The sequence below is a fragment of the Sphingomonas sp. JUb134 genome, assembly GCF_004341505.2.
Taxonomy (GTDB): domain Bacteria; phylum Pseudomonadota; class Alphaproteobacteria; order Sphingomonadales; family Sphingomonadaceae; genus Sphingomonas.
The window spans coordinates 1,635,551-1,659,924 of the sequence record NZ_SLYP02000001.1 but is presented as its reverse complement, the minus strand read 5'-3'; the positions used below and the strand labels follow the sequence as shown (position 1 = coordinate 1,659,924).

Annotated in this window: 28 protein-coding genes; 7 read left to right on the top strand and 21 right to left on the bottom strand. The window is 67.1% G+C overall.

Annotation, left to right across the window (positions count from 1 at the left end; translation table 11 throughout):
• Positions 1-148 precede the first annotated feature (148 nt).
• From EDF69_RS07935 to EDF69_RS07910, 6 genes are all read left to right on the top strand, one after another.
• Complete coding sequence (locus EDF69_RS07935) at positions 149-736, top strand: histidine phosphatase family protein (protein WP_239555385.1); 588 nt, start codon at positions 149-151, stop codon at positions 734-736.
• Positions 733-1,539, top strand: a complete 807-nt coding sequence (locus tag EDF69_RS07930) for a TIGR04290 family methyltransferase (RefSeq protein ID WP_132882714.1) — start codon at positions 733-735, stop codon at positions 1,537-1,539. The genes EDF69_RS07935 and EDF69_RS07930 overlap by 4 nt, the downstream gene beginning before the upstream one ends.
• A complete protein-coding gene (locus EDF69_RS07925) occupies positions 1,536-2,471 on the top strand; it encodes a glycosyl hydrolase (protein ID WP_132882713.1) in 936 nt (311 codons plus the stop codon). The genes EDF69_RS07930 and EDF69_RS07925 overlap by 4 nt, the downstream gene beginning before the upstream one ends.
• Positions 2,472-2,495: 24 nt before the next feature.
• A complete protein-coding gene (locus tag EDF69_RS07920) occupies positions 2,496-3,473 on the top strand; it encodes an MDR/zinc-dependent alcohol dehydrogenase-like family protein (RefSeq protein WP_239555383.1) in 978 nt (325 codons plus the stop codon).
• Positions 3,470-4,456, top strand: coding sequence for a Gfo/Idh/MocA family protein (locus EDF69_RS07915; RefSeq protein WP_132882712.1), 987 nt, complete (start codon positions 3,470-3,472; stop codon positions 4,454-4,456). The genes EDF69_RS07920 and EDF69_RS07915 overlap by 4 nt, the downstream gene beginning before the upstream one ends.
• Positions 4,457-4,520: 64 nt before the next feature.
• Entirely contained in the window at positions 4,521-5,417 is an 897-nt protein-coding gene (locus EDF69_RS07910; protein ID WP_132882711.1) for a bestrophin family protein, read from the top strand.
• Position 5,418: 1 nt separating this feature from the next.
• Here EDF69_RS07910 and EDF69_RS07905 read toward each other — a convergent pair whose 3' ends face one another.
• On the bottom strand, positions 5,419-5,820 hold the full coding sequence (locus EDF69_RS07905) for a MerC domain-containing protein (protein ID WP_125960605.1): 402 nt from the start codon (positions 5,818-5,820) through the stop codon (positions 5,419-5,421).
• Positions 5,821-5,948: 128 nt separating this feature from the next.
• On the opposite strand from EDF69_RS07905, the gene EDF69_RS07900 reads away from it, so the two are divergent.
• A complete protein-coding gene (locus EDF69_RS07900) occupies positions 5,949-6,761 on the top strand; it encodes an SGNH/GDSL hydrolase family protein (protein ID WP_132882710.1) in 813 nt (270 codons plus the stop codon).
• A 13-nt stretch (positions 6,762-6,774) separates the two neighbouring features.
• On the opposite strand, the gene EDF69_RS07895 is transcribed toward EDF69_RS07900, so the two are convergent.
• The 20 genes from EDF69_RS07895 to EDF69_RS07805 form a co-directional block, all read right to left on the bottom strand.
• Positions 6,775-7,788, bottom strand: a complete 1,014-nt coding sequence (locus EDF69_RS07895; protein ID WP_132882709.1) for an inorganic phosphate transporter — start codon at positions 7,786-7,788, stop codon at positions 6,775-6,777.
• 9 nt (positions 7,789-7,797) lie between these two features.
• Positions 7,798-8,859 (bottom strand): DUF47 family protein, encoded by a 1,062-nt coding sequence (locus tag EDF69_RS07890; protein ID WP_239435436.1) that lies wholly within the window; start codon positions 8,857-8,859, stop codon positions 7,798-7,800.
• Positions 8,860-9,118: 259 nt separating this feature from the next.
• Entirely contained in the window at positions 9,119-9,919 is an 801-nt protein-coding gene (locus EDF69_RS07885) for a MipA/OmpV family protein (RefSeq protein WP_132882708.1), read from the bottom strand.
• A gap of 95 nt (positions 9,920-10,014) precedes the next feature.
• Positions 10,015-10,740, bottom strand: coding sequence for a hypothetical protein (locus tag EDF69_RS07880; protein ID WP_239555381.1), 726 nt, complete (start codon positions 10,738-10,740; stop codon positions 10,015-10,017).
• Positions 10,741-10,882: 142 nt separating this feature from the next.
• The gene (locus EDF69_RS07875) at positions 10,883-11,626 is read right to left on the bottom strand and encodes an SDR family NAD(P)-dependent oxidoreductase (protein ID WP_132882706.1); all 744 of its coding nucleotides are present in this window, start codon (positions 11,624-11,626) and stop codon (positions 10,883-10,885) included.
• Positions 11,623-12,675 carry a zinc-dependent alcohol dehydrogenase gene (locus EDF69_RS07870; RefSeq protein ID WP_132882705.1) on the bottom strand — a complete coding sequence of 351 codons (1,053 nt, stop codon included), beginning with the start codon at positions 12,673-12,675 and terminating at the stop codon, positions 11,623-11,625. Before EDF69_RS07870 ends, EDF69_RS07875 begins: the two co-directional genes overlap by 4 nt.
• A 39-nt stretch (positions 12,676-12,714) precedes the next feature.
• Positions 12,715-13,455 carry an SDR family oxidoreductase gene (locus EDF69_RS07865; RefSeq protein ID WP_132882704.1) on the bottom strand — a complete coding sequence of 247 codons (741 nt, stop codon included), beginning with the start codon at positions 13,453-13,455 and terminating at the stop codon, positions 12,715-12,717.
• Positions 13,456-13,457: 2 nt separating this feature from the next.
• Entirely contained in the window at positions 13,458-15,680 is a 2,223-nt protein-coding gene (locus EDF69_RS07860; RefSeq protein WP_132882703.1) for a hypothetical protein, read from the bottom strand.
• A 113-nt stretch (positions 15,681-15,793) separates the two neighbouring features.
• Positions 15,794-16,828 carry a patatin-like phospholipase family protein gene (locus EDF69_RS07855; protein WP_165889990.1) on the bottom strand — a complete coding sequence of 345 codons (1,035 nt, stop codon included), beginning with the start codon at positions 16,826-16,828 and terminating at the stop codon, positions 15,794-15,796.
• Between the two features lie 22 nt (positions 16,829-16,850).
• Positions 16,851-17,099 carry a glutaredoxin domain-containing protein gene (locus EDF69_RS07850; protein WP_125960615.1) on the bottom strand — a complete coding sequence of 83 codons (249 nt, stop codon included), beginning with the start codon at positions 17,097-17,099 and terminating at the stop codon, positions 16,851-16,853.
• Positions 17,100-17,326: 227 nt separating this feature from the next.
• The gene (locus EDF69_RS07845) at positions 17,327-17,779 is read right to left on the bottom strand and encodes a DUF2243 domain-containing protein (protein ID WP_132882701.1); all 453 of its coding nucleotides are present in this window, start codon (positions 17,777-17,779) and stop codon (positions 17,327-17,329) included.
• Entirely contained in the window at positions 17,776-17,901 is a 126-nt protein-coding gene (locus tag EDF69_RS19805; RefSeq protein WP_274611206.1) for a hypothetical protein, read from the bottom strand. The genes EDF69_RS07845 and EDF69_RS19805 overlap by 4 nt, the downstream gene beginning before the upstream one ends.
• Positions 17,902-18,063: 162 nt before the next feature.
• Positions 18,064-18,972, bottom strand: coding sequence for a formate/nitrite transporter family protein (locus EDF69_RS07840; protein WP_239555378.1), 909 nt, complete (start codon positions 18,970-18,972; stop codon positions 18,064-18,066).
• A complete protein-coding gene (locus EDF69_RS07835; RefSeq protein ID WP_165889989.1) occupies positions 18,947-19,612 on the bottom strand; it encodes an HAD-IA family hydrolase in 666 nt (221 codons plus the stop codon). Before EDF69_RS07835 ends, EDF69_RS07840 begins: the two co-directional genes overlap by 26 nt.
• 91 nt (positions 19,613-19,703) lie before the next feature.
• On the bottom strand, positions 19,704-20,561 hold the full coding sequence (locus tag EDF69_RS07830; protein ID WP_132882699.1) for a type 1 glutamine amidotransferase: 858 nt from the start codon (positions 20,559-20,561) through the stop codon (positions 19,704-19,706).
• A gap of 79 nt (positions 20,562-20,640) precedes the next feature.
• On the bottom strand, positions 20,641-21,402 hold the full coding sequence (locus EDF69_RS07825; RefSeq protein ID WP_239555376.1) for a DUF72 domain-containing protein: 762 nt from the start codon (positions 21,400-21,402) through the stop codon (positions 20,641-20,643).
• Between the two features lie 23 nt (positions 21,403-21,425).
• Positions 21,426-21,755, bottom strand: coding sequence for a hypothetical protein (locus EDF69_RS07820; RefSeq protein WP_204991336.1), 330 nt, complete (start codon positions 21,753-21,755; stop codon positions 21,426-21,428).
• Between the two features lie 8 nt (positions 21,756-21,763).
• A complete protein-coding gene (locus EDF69_RS07815) occupies positions 21,764-22,549 on the bottom strand; it encodes an SDR family oxidoreductase (RefSeq protein WP_132882697.1) in 786 nt (261 codons plus the stop codon).
• Between the two features lie 89 nt (positions 22,550-22,638).
• Positions 22,639-23,514 (bottom strand): alpha/beta fold hydrolase, encoded by an 876-nt coding sequence (locus EDF69_RS07810; protein WP_132882696.1) that lies wholly within the window; start codon positions 23,512-23,514, stop codon positions 22,639-22,641.
• A gap of 58 nt (positions 23,515-23,572) precedes the next feature.
• Complete coding sequence (locus EDF69_RS07805) at positions 23,573-24,370, bottom strand: SDR family oxidoreductase (RefSeq protein ID WP_274611205.1); 798 nt, start codon at positions 24,368-24,370, stop codon at positions 23,573-23,575.
• Between the last annotated feature and the right edge of the window lie 4 nt (positions 24,371-24,374).

The following is a 24,374-nucleotide window of genomic DNA, read 5'->3' as shown; positions in this document are numbered from 1 at the left end:
TTGCGACCCGGAAGAAGAAGCGCTTCTTCTTCATCTTTGTTCCCGAAAATCATTCCGGGCGGGAAACATTTTTCCCGGAGCGGGGAACCAAAGGGGGACGCGATGCGATTGCAGCATCTATGTTGATCCTGCCTTCTACGGGCGCGCATTGAGCGCGACCGTCCTTCTTGCGCGTCACGGAAGCCATGATGAGGTCGGCGCGGTTCTGAGCGGCCGGTCGGAGATCGCGCTCAACGCCGCGGGCCGCGCAGAAGCCGAGCGCCTTGCCGAGCGCCTCGCCTCCGCGCCGCTCCGCGCGATCCACGCCAGCCCCCGCCGCCGCACGCGGGAGACCGCGGAGATCGTCGCCGCCCGCCACGGCCTGCCCGTGACCCTGGTGGACGCGCTGGACGAGGTCGACTTCGGCGCCTGGACCGGCCGCAGCTTCGACAGCCTTGATGGCGATCCGGACTGGGACCGCTGGAACGCGGAGCGCGCGACCGCCTCTACCCCAGGTGGGGAAACCATGGCGGCGGCCGTCACGCGCGCGACGGCGCACATCGCCTCGCTCGAAGGCGACGGCGGCATGATCCTCTGCGTCAGTCACTGCGACATCATCCGCGGCGTGGCCGCGCAGGTCCTTGGGCTCGGACTCGACCGGTTGCTCGCGTTCGACTGTGCGCCGGGTTCGCTTACCACGCTGGCACTGGCAGGAGGCCAGGGCCGCATCGTCACGCTCAACGAGGTGCCGCAATGACCAAGATGCCCACCGATCGGCTCCGCGAGGAAGTGGCGCGGCTCGCGCCCTGGTTCCACAACATCGACTTAGGGAACGGCATCCAGACCGCGCCCGAGCATTTCCTGGGCGACTATCCCCGATTCAAGTTCGAGCGCTTCGGCCCTGCCCTGCCGGAGGACATGACGGGCAAGACCGTGCTCGACATCGGCTGCAACGCCGGCTTCTACTCGGTGGAGATGAAGCGGCGCGGCGCCACGCGGGTGCTCGGCATCGACAGCGACGAACGCTACCTGGCGCAGGCACGGCTCGCGACCGAGGCGCTGGGCTTCACCGGCGTCGAGTTCGCCAAGCTGTCCGTCTATGACGTCGCGTCACTGGGCGAGAAGTTCGACCTCGTGATCTTCATGGGCGTGCTCTACCACCTGCGTCATCCGCTGCTGGCACTCGACCTCATCCGCGAACATGTCGCCCGCGACATGATGCTGTTCCAGACGCTGCAGCGCGGGTCCGACGAGGTGTGCGAGGTGCCGGAGGATCACCCCTTCTACGTGCCGGGCACCTATGACGCGCCCGCCTATTTCGACGATCCGGGCTATCCCAAGATGCACTTCATCGAGCGCGAGTATGCGCACGACTGGACCAACTGGTGGGCGCCAAACCATGCCGCGTCGGAGGCGATGCTGCGCGCCTCGGGCTTCACCGTCGAGGCGCGCCCGGAACGCGACGTCTATCTGTGCCGCGTGGCGCCGGTTCCCTATGCGGAATACGGCCCTGCGGCAGTCTACCCGGCCCGCGGGCCGGAACAGGGGGAAGCCAAGTGATCGAAGCCGCGATGCTCTGGAACGAGCCGAACAACAAGTCGCACTGGGATCCCGAGCTCGATCCCGAGTGGGCGATCTTCGCCGACACGATGGTTCGGGCGGGCAACGCGATCCACGCGATCAATCCGGCAGTCACGCGCGTGCTCGGCGGCATGTCCCCGATCGACCCGGCCTGGGTGCAGCGGATGGAGGCACGCGGCGTGCTCGACGCCGTCGATGCGGTCGCGGTGCACGGCTTTCCGCTCGACTGGAACCTGTGGCCGATCCACGCCTGGCCTGAAAAGATCGCCGAGATCGAAGCGGTGACGGACAAGCCGATCTGGGTGACCGAGGTCGGGGTCGGCTCGTTCGGCGCCGAAGAGGTGCAGGTGTTCGGCGTCAACCGGACTGCCGAGCTTCTGATCGGCCGCGTGCCGCGCATCTTCTGGTATTCGCTCTACGACCTGCCGCAGAGCTGGGGCGCCACCACCCGCCATCGCGAGGCGGAAGGGTCGAGCTACTACCGCCATTTCTACATGGGGCTGATCCGCGAGGACGGTACCCCCAAGCCCGCGCTCGACGACTATGCCAAGGTCGCCTCAGACATGGGCCTGATGCAGTGGTTCCATTATGAGGACCCGCGCCTGGACGAGGCGGTCGCGTGGATGAAGCGGCTCGGTACGAAGAAGCTGCGCACAGGCCTGAGCTGGGCCGACAGCTTCCGCCCCAATGCGCTCGACTGGTTCGACCGGCAGATGGAGGCGATCGCCGACTTCGACGTGACCGTCACCTTCTGCTTCACGCCCGAGCATCTGGGCCCGGGCAAGCACCACACCAGCCCGCCGTACGAGCCGCAGCAGTTCGCCGATTTCTGCGCATGGATGATCGACCGCTATGCCCCGGCGGGCGGCGTCCAGGCCGCGGCCGAGCCCGCGCTCGAAGTGCGCGCCTGATCCTAGGTCCAACCAGGAATGACGATGACCGAAACGATGCGCGCGGCGGTGCTCGCCGCGCCCGCCACCATGGAACTGCAGCAGGTCGCCCTGCCCGAGCCTGGCCCAGGCCAGGTGCGGGTGAAGCTGGAAGGCTGCGGCGTCTGCGCCTCCAACGTCGAGCCGTTCGAAGGCCAGCCCTGGTCGCAGTTCCCCGGCGAACCGGGCGGCATGGGGCATGAAGGCTGGGGCGTGGTCGATGCGCTCGGGTCCGATGTGACTGGCGTCGCGATCGGGGACCGCGTGGCGATGCTGTCGGGCAAGAGCTACGCCGAATATGACGTCGCCGACGTCGACGCGCTGGTGAAGCTTCCGGAGGCGCTGGCCGGCAAGCCCTTCCCCGGCGAGCCGCTGGGCTGCGCGTTCAACATCTTCCGCCGCGCCGACGTGCAGGCGGGGCAGACGGTGGCGATCGTCGGCATCGGCTTCCTGGGCGCGGTGCTGACGCGGCTGGCGACGGAGGCGGGTGCGCGGGTGATCGCGATCTCGCGTCGCCAGTCGTCGCTCGATCTCGCCCGTCACTATGGCGCGGCCGAGACGATCGTCATGGACGACCATTGGCGCATCCTGGAGGATGTGAAGCGGCTGACCGACGGGCGCGGCTGCGACCGGGTGATCGAATGCGTCGGCAAGCAATGGCCGCTCGATCTGGCGGGCGAGCTGGTGCGCGAGGGCGGCCGGCTGGTGATCGCGGGCTATCACCAGGACGGCCCGCGCCAGGTCAACATGCAGATGTGGAACTGGAAGGGCATCGACATTGCCAGCGCACACGAGCGCGACCCAGCGGTGAACCTGCGCGGACTGCGGGAAGCCGCGGAGGCGGTGGCCTCCGGTCGGCTCGACCCGACGCCGCTTTATACCCACCGCTATCCGCTCGACCGGCTGGACGAGGCGCTGCTTGCCACGCGCGACAAGCCCGACGGCTTCGTGAAGGCGCTGGTGACGTTCGGAGACGCCGCATGACCCGCCCGAAGCTCGGCTTCCTGGGCGTCGGCTGGATCGGCCGCCACCGCATGGAGGCGATGCTCGCCACCGGCGCGGTCGAGGCGGCGGCGATCAGCGATCCCTCGCCCGAGATGGTGGCGGAGGCGCAGAAGCTCGCCCCCGACGCAGCGGTGGTCGATTCGCTCGGCGCGATGCTGGCGCTCGGCCTCGACGGCGTGGTGATCGCGAGCCCGAGCGCGCTTCACGCCAGCCAGTCGATCGAGGCACTGGAGGCGGGCTGCGCCGTCTTCTGCCAGAAGCCGCTCGGCCGCAGCGCCGCCGAGGCGCGCGCGGTGGTCGATGCCGCGCGGCGAGCCGACCGGCTGCTGTCGGTGGACTTCTCCTACCGGTTCACCGCCGGCATGCAGCAAATTGCGCCGCTGGTGCGCGACGGCGCGCTCGGCCATGTCCACGCGATCGACCTCACCTTTCACAACGCCTATGGCCCGGACAAGCCGTGGTTCTACGATCCTGCTCTGTCGGGCGGCGGCTGCGTGATGGACCTGGGGGTGCACCTGGTCGACCTGGCGCTCTGGACGCTCGGCTTCCCGGAAGTGCGGGAGGTCACGTCTCACCTGTCGAGCGGGGGCCACCCCCTCGCCGATCCAGATCGCCAGGTGGAGGACTATGCCGTCGCCACCGTGATGCTGGCGGGCGGTACGGTGGTACGCCTCGCCTGCTCGTGGCGCCTGCCCGCCGGCCAGGACGCGGTGATCGACGCAAGCTTCTACGGCACCGCGGGCGCCGCGGCGCTGCGCAACCTCAACGGCTCCTTCTACGACTTCCGCGCCGAACGATTCGAGGGCACCACACGGCATCTGCTTGCAGAGGCACCGGACGCGTGGGGCGGTCGCGCCGGCGCGGACTGGGCCGAGCGCCTGGCCCGCTCGCCCCGCTTCACCGAGGATGCGGAAGAACTGGTGCGCAGTGCCGAGGTGCTCGACCGCATCTACGGTCGTTGACGAGGGGCTTGCACCGACTCAAGCATATGGCGGAACCGGCGGGGAACGTTCCTGAGGATCGCCCATGATCGTCCTTCGTCGACCCACGCTGTGGGATATCCTGTTTCGCGTACGCGGATCGATCATCGGCAGCATCGCCCCTCGCCTGGCGGCGATGCTGCTGATCGCCAGCGCCGCCGTGCTGCTCGCCGCGCGCACGCCAGCCATACTCACACAGCTCGGCGCGATACCCTTCACCCTGATCGGCCTCGCGCTCTCGATCTTCATGAGCTTCCGCAACAACGCGTGCTACGACCGCTGGTGGGAAGGTCGGAAGCTCTGGGGCCAGCTGATCATCGAAGTTCGCACCTTCGCCCGCCAGACCGCGCACCTTGCGCCGGAGATCCGAACGCCGCTGCTGATGGGGCTCGTGGGGTTCAGCCACGGTCTGGCAGCGCGCCTTCGCGGCAAGCCCGAAGCGGCCGCGATCCTCCCTTGGTTTGACGGGAAGGACTGGGCAGACCAGCCGAACCCGACCGATGCGGCCTTGCGGTCGGTGGGGCGCACATGCAGCCGGCTCGTGCAGGACGGCCACATCAGCGACATCCGCTACTCGGTGCTGGAACAACCGCTGACCGGCCTGGCTCAGGTGCAGGCCGGATGCGAACGCATCAAGGCGACGCCCCTGCCCTACGCCTATTCGCTGCTTCTTCACCGCACGGCCTATACCTTTTGCCTGCTGCTGCCCTTCGCGCTGGCGCAATCGCTAGGCTGGTGGACGCCGCTAGTCGTACTGGTGGTCTGCTATACCTTCTTCGGGCTCGATGCGCTGGGGGATGAGATGGAAGACCCGTTCGGGCAGGAGACGAACGACCTGCCGCTGGACGCCCTCGTCCGCACGGTGGAGCGGGAACTGCTGGCAGCCGTGGGACGGACCGATCTGCCGCCGCCGCTCCTCCCGAAGGATGCGGTGCTGCTCTAGCTCAGCCGACGACGGCCGGCGGGCGGGTGCTCGCGTGCCAGTTCCAGCCGTGTCCCAGGGCCAACAGCAGCGCACCGGCGACGCTCAGCGCCGTCTCCACCACGGGTCCGGTGGGCAGAAACGCGCCGGCACCCAGCAGCGGCAGCCCGAGCGCGGCAATCACCAGCGGCAGCGGGTGGCGATGGCGGCGAAAGCCCAGCCCCAGCGCCACCGCACTCGTCGGCACGGCAAAGGCGAAAGCGAGCGCGTGGAAGCTCTCCGGCAGCGTCAGGAACGCAGCGAGCATCGGGACCGCGACGATGAGCACGGGCAGCAGCAGGCAGTGCGCCAGGCAAAGCAGCGATGCCCCCATCGCTGCGCCGTCCAGCCATTGCTGCCGCCGGGCGGCCATCTGTCGTTCCATGCTTGCACCTCAACGCCAACGAGCGCGGGAAATGATACTTTGTATCATGAACGTCAAGGGCGCCCGTGGGAAAGGTTGCGTGCCTCTCGGCGGAGCCGCTACCCTCCGCATCAGAGAAGGAGAGGATCATGCGCCGTTCCATCAACCGCTGGCTCGGATGCGCATTGCCCCTGGCGGCACTCGCCGGGTGCGCGCATGCGCCTGTCCCGCCCGCTCTCGGCGCGGGCGCCCGCTATGTCGCGATGGGCAGTTCCTTTGCGGCCGGCCCCGGTATCCCCGAGCCTGTCGCCACCCCCGCTGCCCGCTGCGGCCGATCGACGAACAATTACGCGCACCAGTTCGCCCGCATGCGCGGGCTGACGCTGGTCGACGTCACCTGCTCGGGCGCTACCACGGCGCACATCCTGGGTTCCTGGAACGAGCTGGCCGCGCAGCTGGACGCGCTCACGCCCGACACGGCGCTGGTGACGGTCACGATCGGCGGCAACGACGTAAACTATGTCGGCAGCCTGATGAACGCCTCGGCCGGGCGCGAGATGCAGCCGCCGACCGAGCAGGCGTGGACGCGGCTCGCGCAGAGCTTCGACCGCATCGCCGCCGAGGTGCATCGGCGCGCACCGCGTGCCCGGCTGGTGTTTGTCGACTATCTCAGCCTGCTGCCGGACGGTCAGCCCTGTGCGGGAACGCCGGTCTCGCCGGAACAGGCCGAATTGCTGCGGAGGACGGCGGGCCGCCTGGAGGAAGCGACCGCCGCAGCCGCGAGCCGGGCGGGCGCCGGCCTGATCCGCGCCTCCGCGCTGTCGCGGGAACACGACGTCTGTGACGCGGAGCCCTGGACGAGTGGCTATGCAGCGGAGGGGAAAGGTCCGGTTCCGTACCACCCCAACCGCGACGGCATGCGTGCCATCGCTGAGGCGCTCGACGCGAGCTTGCCGCGATAAGCGCGGCTGCCGTTCAGAACAGCCGCGTCAGGAGGTAGAAGAGCGCACCGACCGCGGCCGACGCCGGGATGGTGATGACCCAGGCGACCACCACGCTGCTCGCCACGCCCCAGCGCACTGCCGAGGCACGCCGCGCGGTACCCGCCCCGATCACCGCGCCGGTAATGGTGTGGGTGGTGGATACCGGAATACCGAGCAGCGACGCGCAGAACAGCACGATAGAGCCGGCCAAGGAGGCGCTGAACCCCTGGTGCTGTGACAGCTTGGTGATGCGCGAGCCCATCGTCTCGATGATCTTCCACCCACCCGTCAGCGTACCGAGCGCGATCGCGATGTAGCAGCTGATCGCCACCCAGTGCGGCACCTCGAACGCGCCGTGCAGATAGCCGGTCGAATAGAGCAGCACGGTGATGATCCCCATCGTCTTCTGCGCATCGTTCAGTCCGTGGCTGAGCGAATAGGCGCCGGACGAGAGAAGGTGCAGGACCCGGAACGACCGCTCCGCCGTGCGCGAACTGGCGCGGGAGAACAGCCAGCTCGTGATCAGCATCACCAGCATCGCCAGGATCATGCCGATGGTGGGCGACAGCACGATCGCGATGAGGGTCTTGTTGAGGCCGCTCCACTGGATGCCGGTCAGTCCCGCATGGGCGACGCCCGAGCCGATCATGCCGCCGACCAGCGCATGGCTGGACGAGGACGGCAGCCCCTTCAGCCAGGTCACCACGTTCCAGAACATCGCGCCGACGAGTGCCCCGAACACCACCGCCGGCGTGATCAGGTCCTTGTCGATCAGCCCCTGGCCGATCGTGTCGGCGACCTTGTGCAGGGCCGGAAAGGCGATCGTCAGGAAATAGGCCGCGAAGTTGAAGACGGCGGCAAAGGCGACGGCGTGGACCGGGCGCAGCAACCGCGTCGCCACCACCGTCGCGATCGAGTTCGCCGCATCATGCAGGCCGTTCAGAAAGTCGAACGCAAGCGCGACCAGGATCAACCCGATCAGCAGCGGCAGGGCAAGTTCGTGCATGGGGGCGCGTCAGGCGTGGTCGACGACGATGCCGTCGATCTCGTTCGCCACGTCCTCGAACGCGTCGACGATGCGCTCGAGATGCTTGTAGATCTCGCGCTGGACCGAGAAGCGCAACGCATCCTCCGGCCCCAGTTCCTTGAACGCGCGCTTCAGCCCCGCCGTGTGGATCTCGTCGGCGTGGCTTTCCATGCGGACGAGGCGCTCGGTCAGTTCGTGAAGACGCCCGCCATTGCTTCCAAGGTCGCGCAGCAGCGGCATCGCCTCTGCCGTGATCCGGGACGCGTCGACGATGATCGCCGCCATGTCCTTCATCTCCTGCTCGAACTCGGTGACCTCGTAGAGGTCGATCGCCTGCACGGCTGCCTGCATCTCGTCGATGGCGTCGTCCATCGAGCCGATCAGGCTGATGATCGCGCCGCGATCGAACGGCGTCAGGAAGGTCTCGCGCACGGTGCGCAACACCTCGCGGATGATGTCGTCGGCGTCGTGCTCGCGCTCGATCACCTCCTGGATGTGGTCGCGATTGCCGTCCTGCAGCAGCCGCGCGAGCGCATCCGCACCCGCCGTCACGGTCCGGGCATGCGCCTCGAACATATCGAAGAAATTTCCGGTCTTCGGAAGCAGCCGTTGAAACCATCCGAACATGCGATTCACCTTAGACTTTTCGGCCACCGTGCTGAGCAGATCGGTGCGCCGTATTGCTGCTTTCATTTCCGAAGGCCCGAAGGAACGGATCAGTTCGCGCAGGTCCGGCTCCTCGACCGCGGCCGCAGCCTCGGGCAAGCTGAACCAGCGACGCTCGCGCTCCGACTGTTCCTTCCAGCTGTCGAGTTCCTGGCTGACCGCCAGCGGAAACACCTCGACGTCGATCATCAGCGAGGCGCCGTTGCGCCGCCGCTTGCGATAGCGATACGATCCTAGCGACGTCGGGCAGACGAGGCCGAGAACACCGGCCTCTTCCTCCGCCTCCCGCGCGGCGCCGGCATGCGGCGCCTCGCCCTTGTCCAGGTTGCCCTTCGGGATCACCCACCGCTTGGTCTCGCGCGAGGTGACCAGCAGGACGCGCACGGACGCGTCCCTGGTGGGACCTTCGGAACGATACGGCAGGGCGGCAATCTGGGGAATGAAGGGAACTCCGTGGCGGGCGGGGCCCGTTACAATCTGCGCCTGCCTCGGCGCAAGACAATCCGGTGAGGCCGTGCCCTGATCCTGAACGGTGCATGTCCGGCACCTTCCCGCGAAAGCCTTAATGGAAGGTGCGGGCGATGCATCGCCGGAGGTCGGCCGGACGAGCCGCGGCAATGCCGCGCCCGTCAGCCGCGCCGGCTTACCGGAAGGTGTAGCTCAAGGCGACGCCGCCCGACAGCTGGTCGCGCGAGCCGAAGTTGCGCACGACGGGGGAGCGGCCGGCATCCGCCACCAGACGGTCGTACTTGGCGTAGCTGTAAAGCCCCCAGCGTGGGGTCACCTGGAAGATGAGGCCGGCCGTCCCCCCTACCGATTGCAAGCCGCCCTCCGCGTCGTATGCGGGCAGCCCCGTCGTTGCCGCGGTCTCCTCGCTGATGCCGAAGTATTCGCGGTGGTAGCGACCATTGGCGAAGGTGGCGCGCGGCCCCAGGGAGAACAGCCACTGGTCGCCGTCGCGCGCGACATAGTCTGCACTTACGGTACCGATCAGCCCTTCATGGCCGCCCAACCCCTGCCGGAACTCGGTCCGGAGGCGGAACGCTGGCGCCACCTCATATTGCACGAACCCGCCGAGTTCGACGGTGAAGCCGACCTTGGGCAGCACCCCGTCGGTATCGTTGCGCGAGCGATCGCCTTCGAACCCGAATGCGACGCCGAACTGCCACCCGTTGCTGCGCGCCAGAATGGGACCGGAGCCCTCGTCCGGCGCCTCGAATGGGAACGGATCATCGCCCCGGGCGCGGGCGATGTCGATCAGCGGGCGCACGCTGACCGAGTCGGATCCCGGAAAGCTCGGCACGAGCTGAGGCCCCAGTGCGATCCGGGTCCTCCACGGAGCGCGTTCCTCGCTCTCCTCCTGGGCATATGCCGCGGGGCCCGTCGCGAGCAGGGCAAGCGATAACGCCCTTCCGGTATATCTGAGTGCGTCGCTCGGCCTCATGGCAGACGGTACCTCCTCACCTGCGGATCACGGAGCTTCCCTGCACAAGGCTTCTTGCGGCGTTCGGCTTACCGGAAAGTCGTTCTCACAAGAACTTACCCGAACCAGCGAGAAGCGCCAGTACGCCGAAGACCGAGCAAAGCGCCAGCGACGACGAGCAGCGCGGCGGCCGCAGTGGAGGCCGCGACGACGCCGGCCTGCTGCCCGCCGGAAGCATAGATGGCGGCAAGCGCCCAGAGGAATACGAGCGCAAAGGGCGGGTTGCCCCAGCCGCGGATCAGCGCCGCTGCCGCGATGATGCCGCCCACCAGCACGACCAGCGCCGTCACCACCGCACCGTTTTCGAGCTCCACCCCGTGAAAGCGCAGCGCCGCCGCGATGTTCACGATGGTCGCCGCGGTCAGCCAGGCCGCGAGCGCACTCAGCGGCAGAACCGCAAGCCAGCGCTGGCCAGTTGTGAAGCGCGGCTTCCAATCAGAGATGCGGCGATAGGCAGTGAGGAGGCACAGCAGCGCACAGACGATGATCACCACCGAGATCACCGTCAGCCCGGCAACCTGCGTGTAGGCAGCCCAAAGGGCATTGCCCAGGAACGCCCCTGCCGCGGGCCACCGCAATCGCGCTACCAACGCGTCGTTCCGCTGCCCCGGAAGCGCCTGGTAGATCGCGAACAGCATCGATCCGAGGTAGAGCAGGCCCCAGATCGAGAACGCCCAGCCTGCCGGCGTGATCAGCGTCCGGACCTCGTCGGACTGGGAACCGATCGGCTCACCGATCCCCAGCGACGGAAGCACCGGCGTCAGGATCTGCAGAACCGCCATCAGGAGGACGGCAATGCGAGGCGCCGAATCGGCGGGCGATGCGTGCGAAGGCGCGAAGCTGGACATGGCGGCAGAACGCGCAGCGATGCTGCGGGTTGCGGCGGTCTCGGGCGAGCAATCGCCTCGTTCGAAGGGTGACGCCCTAGTAGATCTTCTGGTGCAAGGGCTCGATGCGCAGCGTCACGACATCCACGCCGCGGGGTCGCGTCGCCGCATAGAGGATGGCATCGGCGACCTCGGCCGGCGGCAGCATCTGGAATTCCTCGATGAAGCGGCTGCGTTCCTCGGCCGAGTAGGGCTGCATCGCCGATCCGATCGCGCCGGGTTCGATCAACGTCAGGCGGATGCGCTCCGGCATCAGTTCCTTGCGCAGCGTCTCGGCAAAGGAGGCGACGCCGCCCTTGGCGGCATTGTAGACGCTCTCGCCCACCGCCTTGATGTGGACGCTGATCGAGCCGACGAGGACGATCATGCCATGGTCGATCCCGGCGGCACGGATCCGCTCGATGGCGGCGCGGGTGCAGCCGACATAACTCGCAAGGTTGCTTTCGAGCACGTAGCGCCAGCCGGCATCGTCCATCTCCAGGAGCGGTCCCGATCCGACGCCGGCACAGGCGATGAGCATGTCCAGGCCGCCAAGCTTCTCGTCCACCGCCCCGAAGAGCGCAGCGATGCCCGCACTGGTCGAGAGATCGGCCGCGAAGGCGTGGAGCGGTGCGCCGCGGCCGAGCTCCGCCGCCGCGCCGGCAAGGTCCGCCTCCGGGCGATCGGTGATCAGGATGTGCGCCCCTGCCGCGATCATGCGGGCAGCGACCGCCCGGCCGACACCACCGGCGCCTCCCGTGATCAGGACCCGCCTGCCCGCAAGGATCGACGCGTCGATCACAAGGTGATCGCCACGAAGACCGCGCCGGTTTCCTGCTTGCGATCGGCCGTGTCGAAGGCTTCGTTGATCCGGTCGAGCGGGAAGCGATGGGTGATCAGTTTCTTCACGTCGATGCGTCCTTTCGCGATCAGGTCCAGCACCATTCCCTGTTCGCGATAGATCTGGTGCATGGCAAAGCTGGCGCTGGGGATCAGCTGGATCTCGGACATCTGGATCCGCTGCCATTCGAGCGGGATTGCGGTCTCGCCCGCATCGAAGCCGCCGACGATCACGACCTTGCCGGCACGGCGCACCATCCTGGTGGCCTGGGGCAGCGTCTGCGGCATCGACTCGCCGCCCGCGCATTCGAAGACGATGTCCGCGCCGCGTCCGCCGGTGAAGGCCTTCACCCGCTCGACGGCATCCTCGGTGGCACTGTTCACCACCGCATCGGCGCCCAGCTCCCGTGCCAGTTCGAGCGCGCTCTCCACCACGTCGCAAATGATCACGTCCGCGCCGCTCGCCTTCGCGAGCATCATCTGCCCAAGGCCGATCGGTCCTGCGCCGATCACCGCCACCGTGTCGTTGATGCCGAGCCCGGACAAATGCTGCGCGTGCAGGCACACCGAAAAGGTGTCGATCAGCGACGCTTCCTCGAAGCTCACATGGTCGGGAAGCTTGTAGAACTTTTCGGCCGGGCCGGCGACATATTCGCCATAGGCACGCGACACATATTGGGTCCGCACGTCGTAGAGGTGCTCGCAGATATTGTAGCGCTGGATGCGGCAATAGTCGCAGACACCATCGCCCATGACCGTCTCGATCACGACGCGGTCGCCGGGCTTCACATTGGTGACGCCCTCGCCGACTTCCACCACTTCGCCGGCCAGTTCATGCCCCATGATATGGCATTCCAGTTCCGGCTCGTGCTTTTTCCAGTGGCGCAGGTCAGTCCCGCAGATGCCCGCCACACGCACGCGTGCCAGCACGAAGTTGGATGCGGGCAGGATCGGCCGCTCGACCTCGGTGACGACGAACGTGCCTTCGGCGGTCTTGAGTGCAGCCTTCATCGAGCGGCCGGCTCCTTGTTGTGGGATGGGGCGGGAAGTTCAGCTCGTCTTCTGCACGCGGGGCTCGATCCGCAGATTGACGACGTCGCAGGCGGAGGAGCGGCTGAGAACGAACAGGATCGCCTCGGCGATCTCCTCGGCCTGGAGCATCTCCTGCTTGGCCACCGCTTCCCGCTTCTCTTCCGGGCTGCACTCCTGCATGTCGGTGTCGACCGAGCCCGGCTGGATCACGCTGACCTTGATGTTCTTGTCCGCGACTTCCTTGCGGAGGGTTTCGGCGAACGCCTGAACCCCGGCCTTGGTCGCGGAATAGACGCTCTCGCCCTCCGCCTTGATCTCGGTGCTGATCGATCCGACGAAGAGCAGGTGCCCACCGCCCTGTGCCTCCATCCGCGTCATCGCCGCCTTGGCCGACGCGAGATACCCAATCAGGTTGGTCTGGACCACGTAGCGCCAATCCTCGTCCGCCATCTCGTCCAGCGGATCGGCGCCCAGTGCCGCGCAGGCGACGAGCATGTCGATGCCGCCGAGCTTCTCGTCGACGGCCTGGAAGACGGCCTCGATCCCCTCCTTGGTCGCCGCGTCCGCCGTGATACCGAACAGGTCCTGCCCGCCGCCCGCGCTTGCGAGCGCCTGGTCCAATGCCTGCTGGTCTCGCCCGAAGGTGAGGACACGCGCACCTTGCCCGGCAAGGAGCGCAAGCGTCGCGCGACCGATCCCGGTGGTACCGCCCGTCAGAAGGATGCGCTTGCCCGCAAGCGACGTATGCTCGATCGCCATGTTTATTCCCAGCTTAGGACGATGCGGCCGTTGGCCGGCACGTTGTAGTCGGTGCGGTCTTCCGAACTGCTGTGTGGGCGGACCGAATCGCCACCCGCAGTGGTGACGCTGCTCTTGGGAAGCTTGCGCCGCTTCAGCCGCACGAGCCGAAGGTTGGCGGTACAGGTCTCCACCCCGTCGAGGGTGATCGTCACGGCGCGCTCACCGGTGCGCTCGATCCGTCGCAGCAGATAGTCGCAGTAGATCCGGAAGGGTGCACCCTCGACATCGTGGAAGGCTCGTGATGCGAAGATGAACGCAGCGCCGGCGCCATAGACCTCCTGGCCGACCTGCCCCGCCTGCTGCCCGTCGGGATACAGGTCTTCCAATGGGAAGGAGAGCTTCGGGTCGATGTGTCCGTTGGACTCGCGCTGCTGGTCCGCCACTGCCTCGGCCGGCAGTGCGTCCGGGTAATAGTACCAGGCACGCGACAGGACGTATTTGCAATACTCACTGATCAGCATGCGCGCTTCGGGTTCGAGTTCCGGGCCGCTGTCGTTCAGAAACCGCTCGAACGCGACGAAGGTGTCGAAGCACTCGTACATCGCCATGTATGGGGCATCCTGAAGACAGGTTACCCCGAGGAAGGTCTCGTAGCTCTCGGCATGGCCGATCTGGCTGTCCCACAACACGCTGTTGTGGAAGAAGCTCGCGAGATAGACGTAGCTCTGCTGAAGATAGACTTCGCGGTCGGTGATCCGCCAGAGGCGCATGCAGGCGGCGGCGCCCCAGGCGGTCAGATTGGCCTGGTAGTTGATGTTGAACCCCAGTCCCACTGCCGCTTCGATCGCGGCCCGAGCCTCGTCGAGATACCGCTTGTCGTCGGTCAGCTCGAACGCCTGCAGCATGACCCAGGCGTAAATGCCCCCAACATCTGTCTGCCCCCGCCCGTCGGCAGGCGCGGTCTTCTCGATGATGGAGAAGTCGGTGACGTTGTACTGGATCGGCCAACGATAATCGAAATGCTGCGCCGCCCGGATGCCGTACTCCAGGGACGACAGGAACAGCTCCCGCGCATCCGCGTCGCCGTCCAGCGCCAGGATGCCGAGGTTGAGCAGCGGGTGGTACAGGTACCAGCTGTCGACCGCGTCGGCGTCCTTGTCCTTGCCGACGTTGGGAAGATAGCGGCGCAGCGTGGCGAGCTTTGGGTCGTAGAACTTGTGCAGGCCGGCCTTCAGTTCGGCTTCCAAGGGATGCGGTTCGCCTCGCCACTTGCCCCAGTCGTGCAGGGCGGTGATCACCGACATCTGGACCATGATGTCGGGATATTCCGCCCCGGTATACGGATGGACGTAGCGGTGCCCATAGTGGCGGATGGTCGCCTCCGGCGCCTCGTCCAAGTCGCGGGCGGCCCGTTCCGCTCGATCCGCCCAGTCGCGATATTGAACCGGCGGAAGCTCCAGGGCCTTGTAGGCGGTGCCTAGCATCTGGATGAACTGGCGCGCGGACTCCCGTTCGTCCGGCGGTGCCATGTAGCGGAACACCACGATCGCGTCGGAGATCGTGACGGTCTTGCCCGCCTCCAGCGCCGCGGAAGCCGGATCCTGGTCGCGCTCGGGCGTCGGCAGGAGATAGCCGAGCTCGGGCCATTCCCCGCCCACGACGCCATCCGGCTTGGTGCCCGTGTCGCGGTAGTAGTCGTTCAGCGCGGTGAGGTTCTGGAAGTAGAGAACATTGCCGAAGGCGGGCTCGTCGATGCGGAAGTAGATCAGCCCGCCGTTCAAGCCCCGCTGGGCCGCTTCGACCGTGCCGCTTGCGGCAACCGGATCATCCTCGCGCCCGAGGGGGTAGAGGTCCCGCGGCGCAAAGGGGATGAGGATCGACGTTTCAGGGGTCAGGCAGACGGTGATGCGCAGGATCTCCAGCGCCTCCGACCCGATCGCGAAGACGATGTGGTGTTCCCCCATGCCGCTGGTCACCCGAAGGCGAGCGGATTCGCCGGGTTGGGCATCCAGCACCTGGCATTCAAACGGTGCGGCGATAAAGGCCGCCCGTAGCGCGAGCCCCCCATTCCCGGGACGCTGCACGAGCGCGAAGACACCGTCGGGGGCGGCGACCACCTCCACCTCGAGTTCACCCGATCGGAACCGGGCAAGCGGCTTTCTTGGGCGACGAAGATCTTCTCGCAGCGCCAGGAAGTAGGGGCTGACTGGCAGCATCTCCTTCGAGATCGCCGTTGACGCCATCAACACCTCCCTCTTCTGCTTTGCGATGCCCTCCAATCCCGCCAGCGATCGGGTTGTTCCCTAAGAAAAGGAAACTCACGACGAATTGTTGGAACCTTTTAACGTACGTTAGTTCAAGCAGTAATTCTGCCGTCACCGGCAGCATCGTGAATGGTGAGACCGTCCTGCCCGCGGGTGAATTCGTCAGACCGCAGCCGATGCACGAGTGCATCGCCGTCCCGGCGTCCGCTGTTCCACCGCTGCAGCACCGATCGCGGGGAGAAGTCCATCGCCTTGCCGGCAACCTCTTGCTCCTGATCACGATAGGCCGTGGTCACCAGCGCGACCGAGCGGCACGTCTCGCGCCCCGGGCAGCCATTCTCGAAAAAGGCGCGCCAGCGCGAGAGCGTCCTGCGGGACTGGGCCGCAAAGGCGAGGTCCTGCATCCGCCCGGCAACCTCACCGATGGTCTTGGGCCGGCGCGAGGAGAGCGGAAGAAGGTCCGACGCGATGCACAGGATCGGCGTGGAACCGGAGTCGAGCATCACCGGATCGATCGGGAGGTTCATCGACAGTCCGCCGTCTCCGAAAAGGCGGCCGTCCACCTCCACCGCCGGATAGGCGGTCAGCAGGGCTGCGCTCGCGCGGATATGATCCGCCGACAGCCGCTGCCGGGCGGTATCCAGCAGAACCTCCTCACCGGTTTCGATGTCGACCGCGACGGCCGTCATGCGCATCGGGCCGCGGTTGAGCAGGTCGAAGTCGACAAGATCCTGAAGCGTGCTGCTCAGCGCATGCGTGTCGTAGACGGCGGGCGAGCCCGCGGCCCCGTCCGCCTGCCGCCATGCGGGATAGGAGCCGAGCGGCCCGAACAGTCCGGCGCGACCCGTCAGAAGCGTTTCCACCACGGCACCGGTCCGGCGCCACCCCTCCGGCAGCATGTCCCACGGCATCGGCCAGCCCTGCTCGTCCGCCGGGCGCCAGAGCTTGCGGAGGCGGTCCACCCGGTCCTCCGGAGAATTGCCTGCGATGATCGCGCCCGTGACCGCGCCGATCGAGGTGCCGACGACCCACTCCGGCTCGATGCCGGCATCGTGGAGCGCCTCGTACAGGCCGGCATGATAGGCGCCGAGGGCGTTGCCGCCGCCAAGCACCAGGACGATCTTCAAGTCCCGGATTTCCGGTCGGGGCTCAGTTGCTGGCAAGGAAGCGCTCGAGATCGTCACTTCCGCCGATCCGTTCCCCGTCGATGAACACCTGCGGCGTGGTGGAAACGCCCTGCTCCTCCTTGTACCGGTCCACTTCCTCGCGGGAACGGAGCAGATGGTCTTCGACCTCGTAGCCGGCAGCTTCCAGCATGGCCTTGGCACGCACGCCAAACGGGCAGGTGTGCTCCGGCAGCACCATCCGGTACAGCGTTGCCTTACGTTCCGTGCTCATCGGTCGGCTCCTTTGCGTCGTCGGCCAAAATCCTGTTCGGCGGACGGAATGGTGGGGACGGCTCTTCGGCGCGGGCTCGACAGGCCACGATCGTTCATCGCGGGCATCTCGGGGGTTTCCTCGTCGCGACAGAGAGGGAGTGGCTGAAGGGCCGCTCGTCCAGTCCAGAACGCAGCGCGGTCGCAAGCGTTGCGCCCTGCCGGGCAGATGGCCGGCATTCGCTGCCCTCAGCGGCGCCGACACAGCCACCAGCCGACCGCGACCATCCCTGCTCCCCAGAGCAGGAACAGGCCGTCCCACACGGAGAGCCCGGCCGGTTCATAGACGTGGTGAAGTTGAAGCAGGTGATGATCGATCACCCCCTCGACCAAGTTGAACAGGCCCCAGCCGATCAGCAGGGACCCGCTGAAAAGGCGCCCAGACAGGTCGGCGTCGCGCCGACGCCCCGCGCGCCAGAGAAGCGCGATGCCGATGGCCGTGAGCATCCAGACACCGGCGTGAAAGAAGCCATCCCACACCATGTTCACCTTGGCGCCGACATAGTCGGTATTCGGAATCCGGCCGGACAGCATGTTGTGGAACTGCAGGATCTGGTGGAACAGGATCCCGTCCACGAAGCCGCCCATGCCCATGCCGAGTGCGAGGCCGGCGGACAGAAGCGGTCGGCGGCTGGCGATCATGACCGGGACCTTTCCTCAGGCTCCCGCAGGACCAGAGCGATCACCGCGAGCAGGAGCGTCAGCGGCAACGCGACGGCGCAGGCATTCCACCACAGGTCGCCCGCCAGCAGGCGTTCGCGCACGGACGTCGCCTGGGGCGAATGACACAGGGTACATGCGAGCGCCGGCACCGGGAGGAGCGCCGCGGGCGCCAGGAGGGCGATCCCGGCGAGGTGCCTGAACCTTACTGCCATCCCGTGCAGACGCGTGGCCGGCGCCAGGGTTCCGGCACTCAGGAACTGCCGCTATTCGCCCTCGTCCGGATCAAGCTCCCCGTGCACCTGGCCGTGGGCGAGCACCGCGAACAGGCCGGTGCCGCCGATGATGTTGCCCAGCAATGACGGCAGGATGATACGGCCGATGGCGTCCGAAAGCCCCAGCTCTCCTTGCAGCCAGAGCAGCCAGGCCTCTCCCGATCCGGCGACCACGTGGCTGAAGCCGCCCAGGGCGATCACATAGGTGATCAGGACGATTACCCAGAACTCGCTGCCTCTCGCATTCGGCAGGATCCATGCGATCGACGCCACCAGGAAGCCAGCCGGCATGCCCAGCATCAGCGTCGTCATCGCATCATGCCGGAGCAGCGAGCGCGAGACCTCCAGCGTGGCGGAGAGTTGCTCCGGCCCGACGATGATCTGATGAGCGACCAGCAAGGCGACGAAGAAGGTGCCGACCAGGTTGGCGACCAGGACGGTGACCCAGAGACGAAGCAGCCGGGCAAGGTTCCGCCGCGTCGGGTGAGTGGCGAGCGGAAGCACCGCCGTCACCGTGTTCTCGGTGAACAGCTGCAGGTTGCCCAGGATCACGATCACGTAGCCGACCGAATAGCCGAGGGAGGAGATCAACTCCGCCCAGGGTTCCTTGGGCAGCTTCTCCTGCAAGAACGCCTCGGCCAGGATCGATGCGCTGAGACCCACCCCTGCCGCAAAGCCGGACAAGATCAGGGAGGCCAGCGGCCTTCCGAGCTCCTCGTCGCCTTGGAGCCGGATGACCTCGTGGACGACCTTGGGCGAGCCCGAGCGGCGCTCGTCGACGGAATCGACCTCCTCCTCGGTCAACCCTTCCACGGGCTCGGCCTCTGGACCGCCCTCGCTTTTCAGGTCCTCGTCGCGCGAGCCGGACATCTGCTCAGCGTCCCAACGGGGAGCGGTCATACTCCGCAAGCAGCGCCGCGACATCGTCGTAGATCGCGATCGCGCCTGCTTCGCGGAGCGTCTCCGCGGGGAACTTGCCGGATAGCAAGGCGATCGTCGCGATACCGCATCTGCTGGCAGCCTCCACGTCATAGGGGCTGTCGCCGACCACCAACACCTCCTGTGCGGACAGTGGCGCCACCTTCTTCAGTGCAGCCACGAAGATGTCGGGCGCCGGCTTGGTATGTTCGACGTCCCCGGAGCTCGTGGTCGCCTGGACGAGGTCGCGCGCATCGAGCAGGTCGAGATAATGATCGACCTCCTCGGCCGACGCGGACGAGGCAAGCACCACCCTCTGCCCCGCCGCATGGACGCGGGCGAGCAGGTCATGCGCACCAGGAAACGGCCGCACCTGTTCCAGCAGGTCGGGCTTGAAGACCGCGCCATGCGCCTCCCCGAGCTTTTCGATCAAGTCCGCGTCCGCATCGGGGATGAGCGTCGGCACCAGCATGTCCTTGCCCTTGCCGATCTGGCCGTGGATGGTCGCGCGGTCGAAATCGGCTTCGATGCTCCGGAATGCTTCCTCCCAGGCGAGCACGTGCATGTCGTTGCTGTCGACCAGCGTCCCGTCGACGTCGAAGAATACGGCTCGATATTTCACGTCGGACGGTTCCCTTCCGGAAAGGTGATGGCGGCAAAGCCGAGGCTCAACGCACGAATGCGCCGGAAGGACCGGCGGATGTCGGCCCCGCTCAGGCGCGGCCCCGGGCGGACCGGGTCGGCAGCACCAGATGGGTGAGGAAGTTGCGCAATTCCGTCATACGCGCAGTCGCATCCGTCACCTGCTCGTTCAGTCCGAGCCGCCAGGCGAGATCGCGCCGGTCGGGCTGGCGGTGCAGTTCCTCTACCAGCGCGGCATGCCTTTCCACGTCCTGCTCGTCCCGGGCGAGACCGTGCTCGATCAGGTCTTCCGATTGGCGGCGGAGGGCAGCGGCGACTTCGCGCAACGAGATTTCCGGATGATATTGCACGCCCCAGAAGATGCCGTTCCCGTGGCGGATCTCGGCTGCCTGGACGCGCGTCACCGAGTTCGATGCCAGCAACCGGGCACCCTCGGGAAGCGCGTCGACCTCGTCGGTGTGGATCGCCGGCGCATCGAAGACCGGCGGGCGCCCGTCGAGGAGGAGATGCCCCTCCCCCGCCGGTTGGCGCGCGATCCGGCGTGCAAAGCCCGCCTCCCGCCGCTCCTGCATCGCCCGAACCGTGCCGCCAGCCGCAACCACCGCGACCTGCAGCCCGGCGCACGAACCGAAGGCAGGCGTGCCGGATTGAAAGACCGCGCGCATGAAGTCGACCTCGCGGCGCGTCTCGGGCGTGTCCTCGTACAGATGCAGCGGCGAACCGGTGAGAAACACCGCATCATAGCCCTCCAGCCCTACGGCATCGGGCACCCTGCTTCCGCGGTCGGCCGGCTTCACGCGGTCACAACTGGCGTCCGGCGCCAAGTCGCCCAGGCGCTTGAGGAAGGTCTCGCCGGAACTGCGGCCGACACTGTCCCGCCGCTTCTCGCGGGCGGCGGGCGGCTCACTCTCGGCGACAAGGATACGCATGGACGCTCGCCGACAACAGGGGATGGGAACGGGCGGCGGACAGGCTTGCCCTGCCAGGTCGAAGGAGCTGAAACGTCAACTATCCCAAATGGTTGCCCCCCAAGCCCTGGATCCGATCCTTATCGGTTCCAAAGGACTCGGTGAGCTGCAATGCGTTGGGAAGCGCCGCGCCGGACGCCGTGTTGTCGAAGATCGCCCAGCACTCGGCGGCGGCGGTGTCCGCCTCGGCCATTGCGTCGTGAAGGCGAGTGATGGCGGTCCCGTCGTACGAGGACCGATAGATGACCGGCGACCCGTGCAGCCGGAAATAGGCCATCCCCGCCCATCCACCCGGCTCGGCCGCGCGGGGATGAACCGCAGGGTCGGCAGCCACGCGCGCGACTGCATGGTCGCGGAGCAGTCGCTCGGCCGCTTCCTCGAACCAGCTGGGATGCCGGGGTTCGCAGACGATGGCCGGCCCCAACCGCGCGGCCAGTTCCGTGAAGAATGTGGCCGCAACCGCCGGCTCGAATGCAAGGCTGGGCGGCAGTTGCACGAGCGTCGGCCCGCGATTGCTGCCGAGGCCCGCGACCTCGTCGGCGAAGCGCCCCAGCAGATCGCCATAGCCGGCCAGCTTGTGCTGATGGGTGATGGTCTTCGGCAGCTTGACCGAGAAGCGGAAGTGCGGCGGGACGCTCGCCGCCCACCGCGCGTAGGTGGAGGGACGATGCGGGCGATGGAAACTGCTGTTGATCTCCGCGGCGTCGAACCGGCGCGCGTAGCGCTGAAGATGGGTTCCCTCGCCCGGCACGGCCTCGGCGGCTTCGCGCGGGATCGACCAGCCCGCGGTACCGATCCGCAACCGCGCCGCTGTGCTACCCGCTCCTAGAGCGTCCATATGCGATAGCAGCGGATCAGTATCTCTTCCTGCGAAAACCGGGCTTCCAGATCGCGCCGGTACCGCGCCCACCAGTCCCGGTCCACGTCATCGACCATGACCTCTGCCGTGATCATCCGATCACGGGCGGTGCCGTCGTCGCGCCCCTCCGCCCAAAGCCCCTCGGCCGGACTCCGGCTGAACAGGGTGACGCCACCGAACGCCTGCAGAAGCTCATCGCGTACCCGGTCGAACATCTCGCGTGCGAAGGGGGCGCCTTCATTGGACGTGGTCGGCAGGAAGAGCTCGACGAGCCAGCGGGGCTGCAAATCGTCCACCAGTTCTCTCACCCGACGAGCAGCGATTCCGCTCCGTCGATCCAGACCGGTGTGCCGCTGATGTGCCGTGCCTGATCCGAAAGCAGGAAAAGGACGAGGTCCGCCACTTCGTCGGACGTGCCAGGCTCCCCATCGGTCAGCGGGATCTTCCCTTCCGGATATTCGACCGGTTCGCCCGCCACCGCCGCGTCGCGGTGCGTCGTGCTCTCCTCGATGTCGGTTTCGATCTGCCCCGGGCAGATCACGTTCACGCGGATCCGGAACTTGGCAAGTTCCAGCGCGAGCATCTTCGCCATCACGACCTGCGCCGCCTTGGTGCAGCTGTAGGCTGTCGCGCCGGCGTTCGAGAATATCCGGGTGCCGTTCACCGATGCCGTGATGACGATGGCGCCGGCACCCGCATGCTTCAGGTGCGGCACGGCATAGTGGAGCGTGAGATAGGTGCCCCGCAGATTGGTGTTGATGGTCCGGTCCCACTCGTCGGGCCCGAGTTCGTCGATCGGCGCCCAGACGCCGTTGATGCCCGCGTTCGCGAACACATGATCGAGCCGCCCATAGGCGCGCACGAGATCGGCGACCGCAGCCTTCACCTGGTCCTCGGCGGAGACATCCGCGACGAGCGGCAGGGCGCGACCGCCTGCATCCGCAATCTGGCGGGCAACCTGTTCGGCATCCTCGGCGGTGTGGGTCAGCACCCCGACTGCGCAGCCTTCTTCCGCCATACGCAGGGCAACGGCCTTGCCGATGCCCGAGCCCGCGCCGGTTACCAACGCCACCTGTCCCGAAAAGCGCATGCCATCAGCCCCACTATCCAAGCTTGTGACGTCCGAACGATCCCGGGGGCGCTTCTATCCCGCCCCGCCAGCCGGTCATCACGGCGGGTTCAAGATTGGAGGTGGTCGAGGATCCGCGCCGTCACCCGCTCGGGTTGCTCGAGATGCAGCCAGTGGGTCGCATCCTCCAGGATCTCCAGGTCACCCTGCTCACACTGCCCCAGGCTCGCGCGTGCGACATGCGGCTCCAGGAAGCTGTCCTTTCCGCCCCACAGGATCCGCGTGGGCACCGCGATCCGCGCCGATCCGCCGGACCTCCGATGCCGAAGCGCGCGATAATAGTTCAGCATGGCGGTAAACCGCCCCGGCCGCTGCCAGGCCTGCATGTAGCGGTCGAGCGCTCCCGCTTCGAACGCGCCGGGAGCGGCCGAGCCCTCCATCATCGTGCGCAAACCTGCAAAGTCGAAGCTTCCGAACACGGCTTCCGGCAGCCACGGAAGCTGGAAGAACATGGCATAGCTGCTCCGCAGCGCCTGGGTCGGGTGCTTGAGCGCCTGCGCTCCCCATACGTCCGGATGCGGCGCGTCGAGGATCACCAGCTTCTCGACATGGCCGGCGTGGCGAGCCGCGACCCACCAGGCGATCACCCCGCCCCAGTCGTGGCCGACGAGGTTGAAACGCGGCACGTGGAGAGCCTCGGCCAGGGCAACCACATCGGCTGCCAGCACGTCGAGATCGTAGGAGGCGAGACCCTGCGGCGCCTCGCTTAGATTATAGCCCCGCAAATCCGGGACGATCACCCGGAAGCCGGCATCGGCCAAGGGTTGGATCTGCTTGCGCCAGGCCCACCAGAATTCCGGGAACCCGTGCAGCAGGATAAGCGGCTGCCCGTCTCCCGGTCCGGCCTCCACGACATGCAACTCGATGCCGTTCGCCCGCACCTGCCGGCTCGTCCAACCCGCGGCGATCCATTCGTTATCGGTCATGCCGGCTCAAGCCGCGGGAACCAGAGGAGTTCCCGCGCTCGCGGCCGGCTTGGCGACGTCAGGGGTTCCCCTTCCCGCCATTCGCCCCGACCACGCCACCGGTGGTGAAGCTCGAATCGTCGGAGGCGAGAAGCACGTAATGCGCCGCCAGTTCCGCCGGTTGGCCGGCGCGTCCCAGAGGCGTGTCCTTGCCGAACTCGCCGAGCTTGCCGGGCAGTTGCCCGCCGGCGACTTGCAGCGGCGTCCAGAACGGACCCGGCGCCACCATATTGACGCGGATCCCCTTCTTGGCGAGCTGCTTGGCGAGCCCCTTGGTGAAGATCAGGATCGCGCCCTTGGTCGAGGCATAGTCGAGCAATTCCTCGCCCGGATCATAGCTGTTCACCGAGCCCGTGTTGATGATCACGGCACCCGGCTTCAGGTGCGGGATGGCGCTCTTGCTGAGGCGGAAGGTCGCAAAGATGTTGGTCTCGAACGTCCGGACCATCTGCTCGTCGCTGATATCCGAGATGTCCGCCTTGCTTTGCTGGTAGGCGGCATTGTTGACGAGGATGTCGAGGCCGCCCAGCCCTTCCACTGCGCGCGCGATGATGCGCCTGCAATTGTCGAGGCCGCGAATGTCCATGGGGATGGCCACTGCCTTGCGGCCCGCCTCGCGGATGAGGGCGACCACCTCGCGGGCATCCGGCTCCTCGTCCGGGTGGTAGTTGATGGCGACGTCGGCACCTTCCCGGGCATAGGCGATGGCTGCCGCACGCCCGATGCCGCTGTCGCCGCCGGTGATCAGCGCCTTTCGACCCAGGAGCTTGCCCGAGCCCTTGTAGCTGGTCTCCCCGCAATCCGGCCGCGGGCTCATCTTG

Bases quoted from the DNA above. Each gene is read 5' to 3' on its own strand.
- EDF69_RS07930 (WP_132882714.1), top strand. From the start codon at position 733: ATGACCAAGATGCCCACCGATCGGCTCCGCGAGGAAGTGGCGCGGCTC.
- EDF69_RS07920 (WP_239555383.1), top strand. From the start codon at position 2,496: ATGACCGAAACGATGCGCGCGGCGGTGCTCGCCGCGCCCGCCACCATG.
- EDF69_RS07915 (WP_132882712.1), top strand. From the start codon at position 3,470: ATGACCCGCCCGAAGCTCGGCTTCCTGGGCGTCGGCTGGATCGGCCGC.
- EDF69_RS07910 (WP_132882711.1), top strand. From the start codon at position 4,521: ATGATCGTCCTTCGTCGACCCACGCTGTGGGATATCCTGTTTCGCGTA.
- EDF69_RS07905 (WP_125960605.1), bottom strand. From the start codon at position 5,820: ATGGAACGACAGATGGCCGCCCGGCGGCAGCAATGGCTGGACGGCGCA.
- EDF69_RS07900 (WP_132882710.1), top strand. From the start codon at position 5,949: ATGCGCCGTTCCATCAACCGCTGGCTCGGATGCGCATTGCCCCTGGCG.
- EDF69_RS07895 (WP_132882709.1), bottom strand. From the start codon at position 7,788: ATGCACGAACTTGCCCTGCCGCTGCTGATCGGGTTGATCCTGGTCGCG.
- EDF69_RS07885 (WP_132882708.1), bottom strand. From the start codon at position 9,919: ATGAGGCCGAGCGACGCACTCAGATATACCGGAAGGGCGTTATCGCTT.
- EDF69_RS07880 (WP_239555381.1), bottom strand. From the start codon at position 10,740: ATGGCGGTTCTGCAGATCCTGACGCCGGTGCTTCCGTCGCTGGGGATC.
- EDF69_RS07870 (WP_132882705.1), bottom strand. From the start codon at position 12,675: ATGAAGGCTGCACTCAAGACCGCCGAAGGCACGTTCGTCGTCACCGAG.
- EDF69_RS07865 (WP_132882704.1), bottom strand. From the start codon at position 13,455: ATGGCGATCGAGCATACGTCGCTTGCGGGCAAGCGCATCCTTCTGACG.
- EDF69_RS07860 (WP_132882703.1), bottom strand. From the start codon at position 15,680: ATGGCGTCAACGGCGATCTCGAAGGAGATGCTGCCAGTCAGCCCCTAC.
- EDF69_RS07850 (WP_125960615.1), bottom strand. From the start codon at position 17,099: ATGAGCACGGAACGTAAGGCAACGCTGTACCGGATGGTGCTGCCGGAG.
- EDF69_RS07845 (WP_132882701.1), bottom strand. From the start codon at position 17,779: ATGATCGCCAGCCGCCGACCGCTTCTGTCCGCCGGCCTCGCACTCGGC.
- EDF69_RS07840 (WP_239555378.1), bottom strand. From the start codon at position 18,972: ATGACCGCTCCCCGTTGGGACGCTGAGCAGATGTCCGGCTCGCGCGAC.
- EDF69_RS07830 (WP_132882699.1), bottom strand. From the start codon at position 20,561: ATGCGTATCCTTGTCGCCGAGAGTGAGCCGCCCGCCGCCCGCGAGAAG.
- EDF69_RS07815 (WP_132882697.1), bottom strand. From the start codon at position 22,549: ATGCGCTTTTCGGGACAGGTGGCGTTGGTAACCGGCGCGGGCTCGGGC.
- EDF69_RS07810 (WP_132882696.1), bottom strand. From the start codon at position 23,514: ATGACCGATAACGAATGGATCGCCGCGGGTTGGACGAGCCGGCAGGTG.
- EDF69_RS07805 (WP_274611205.1), bottom strand. From the start codon at position 24,370: ATGAGCCCGCGGCCGGATTGCGGGGAGACCAGCTACAAGGGCTCGGGC.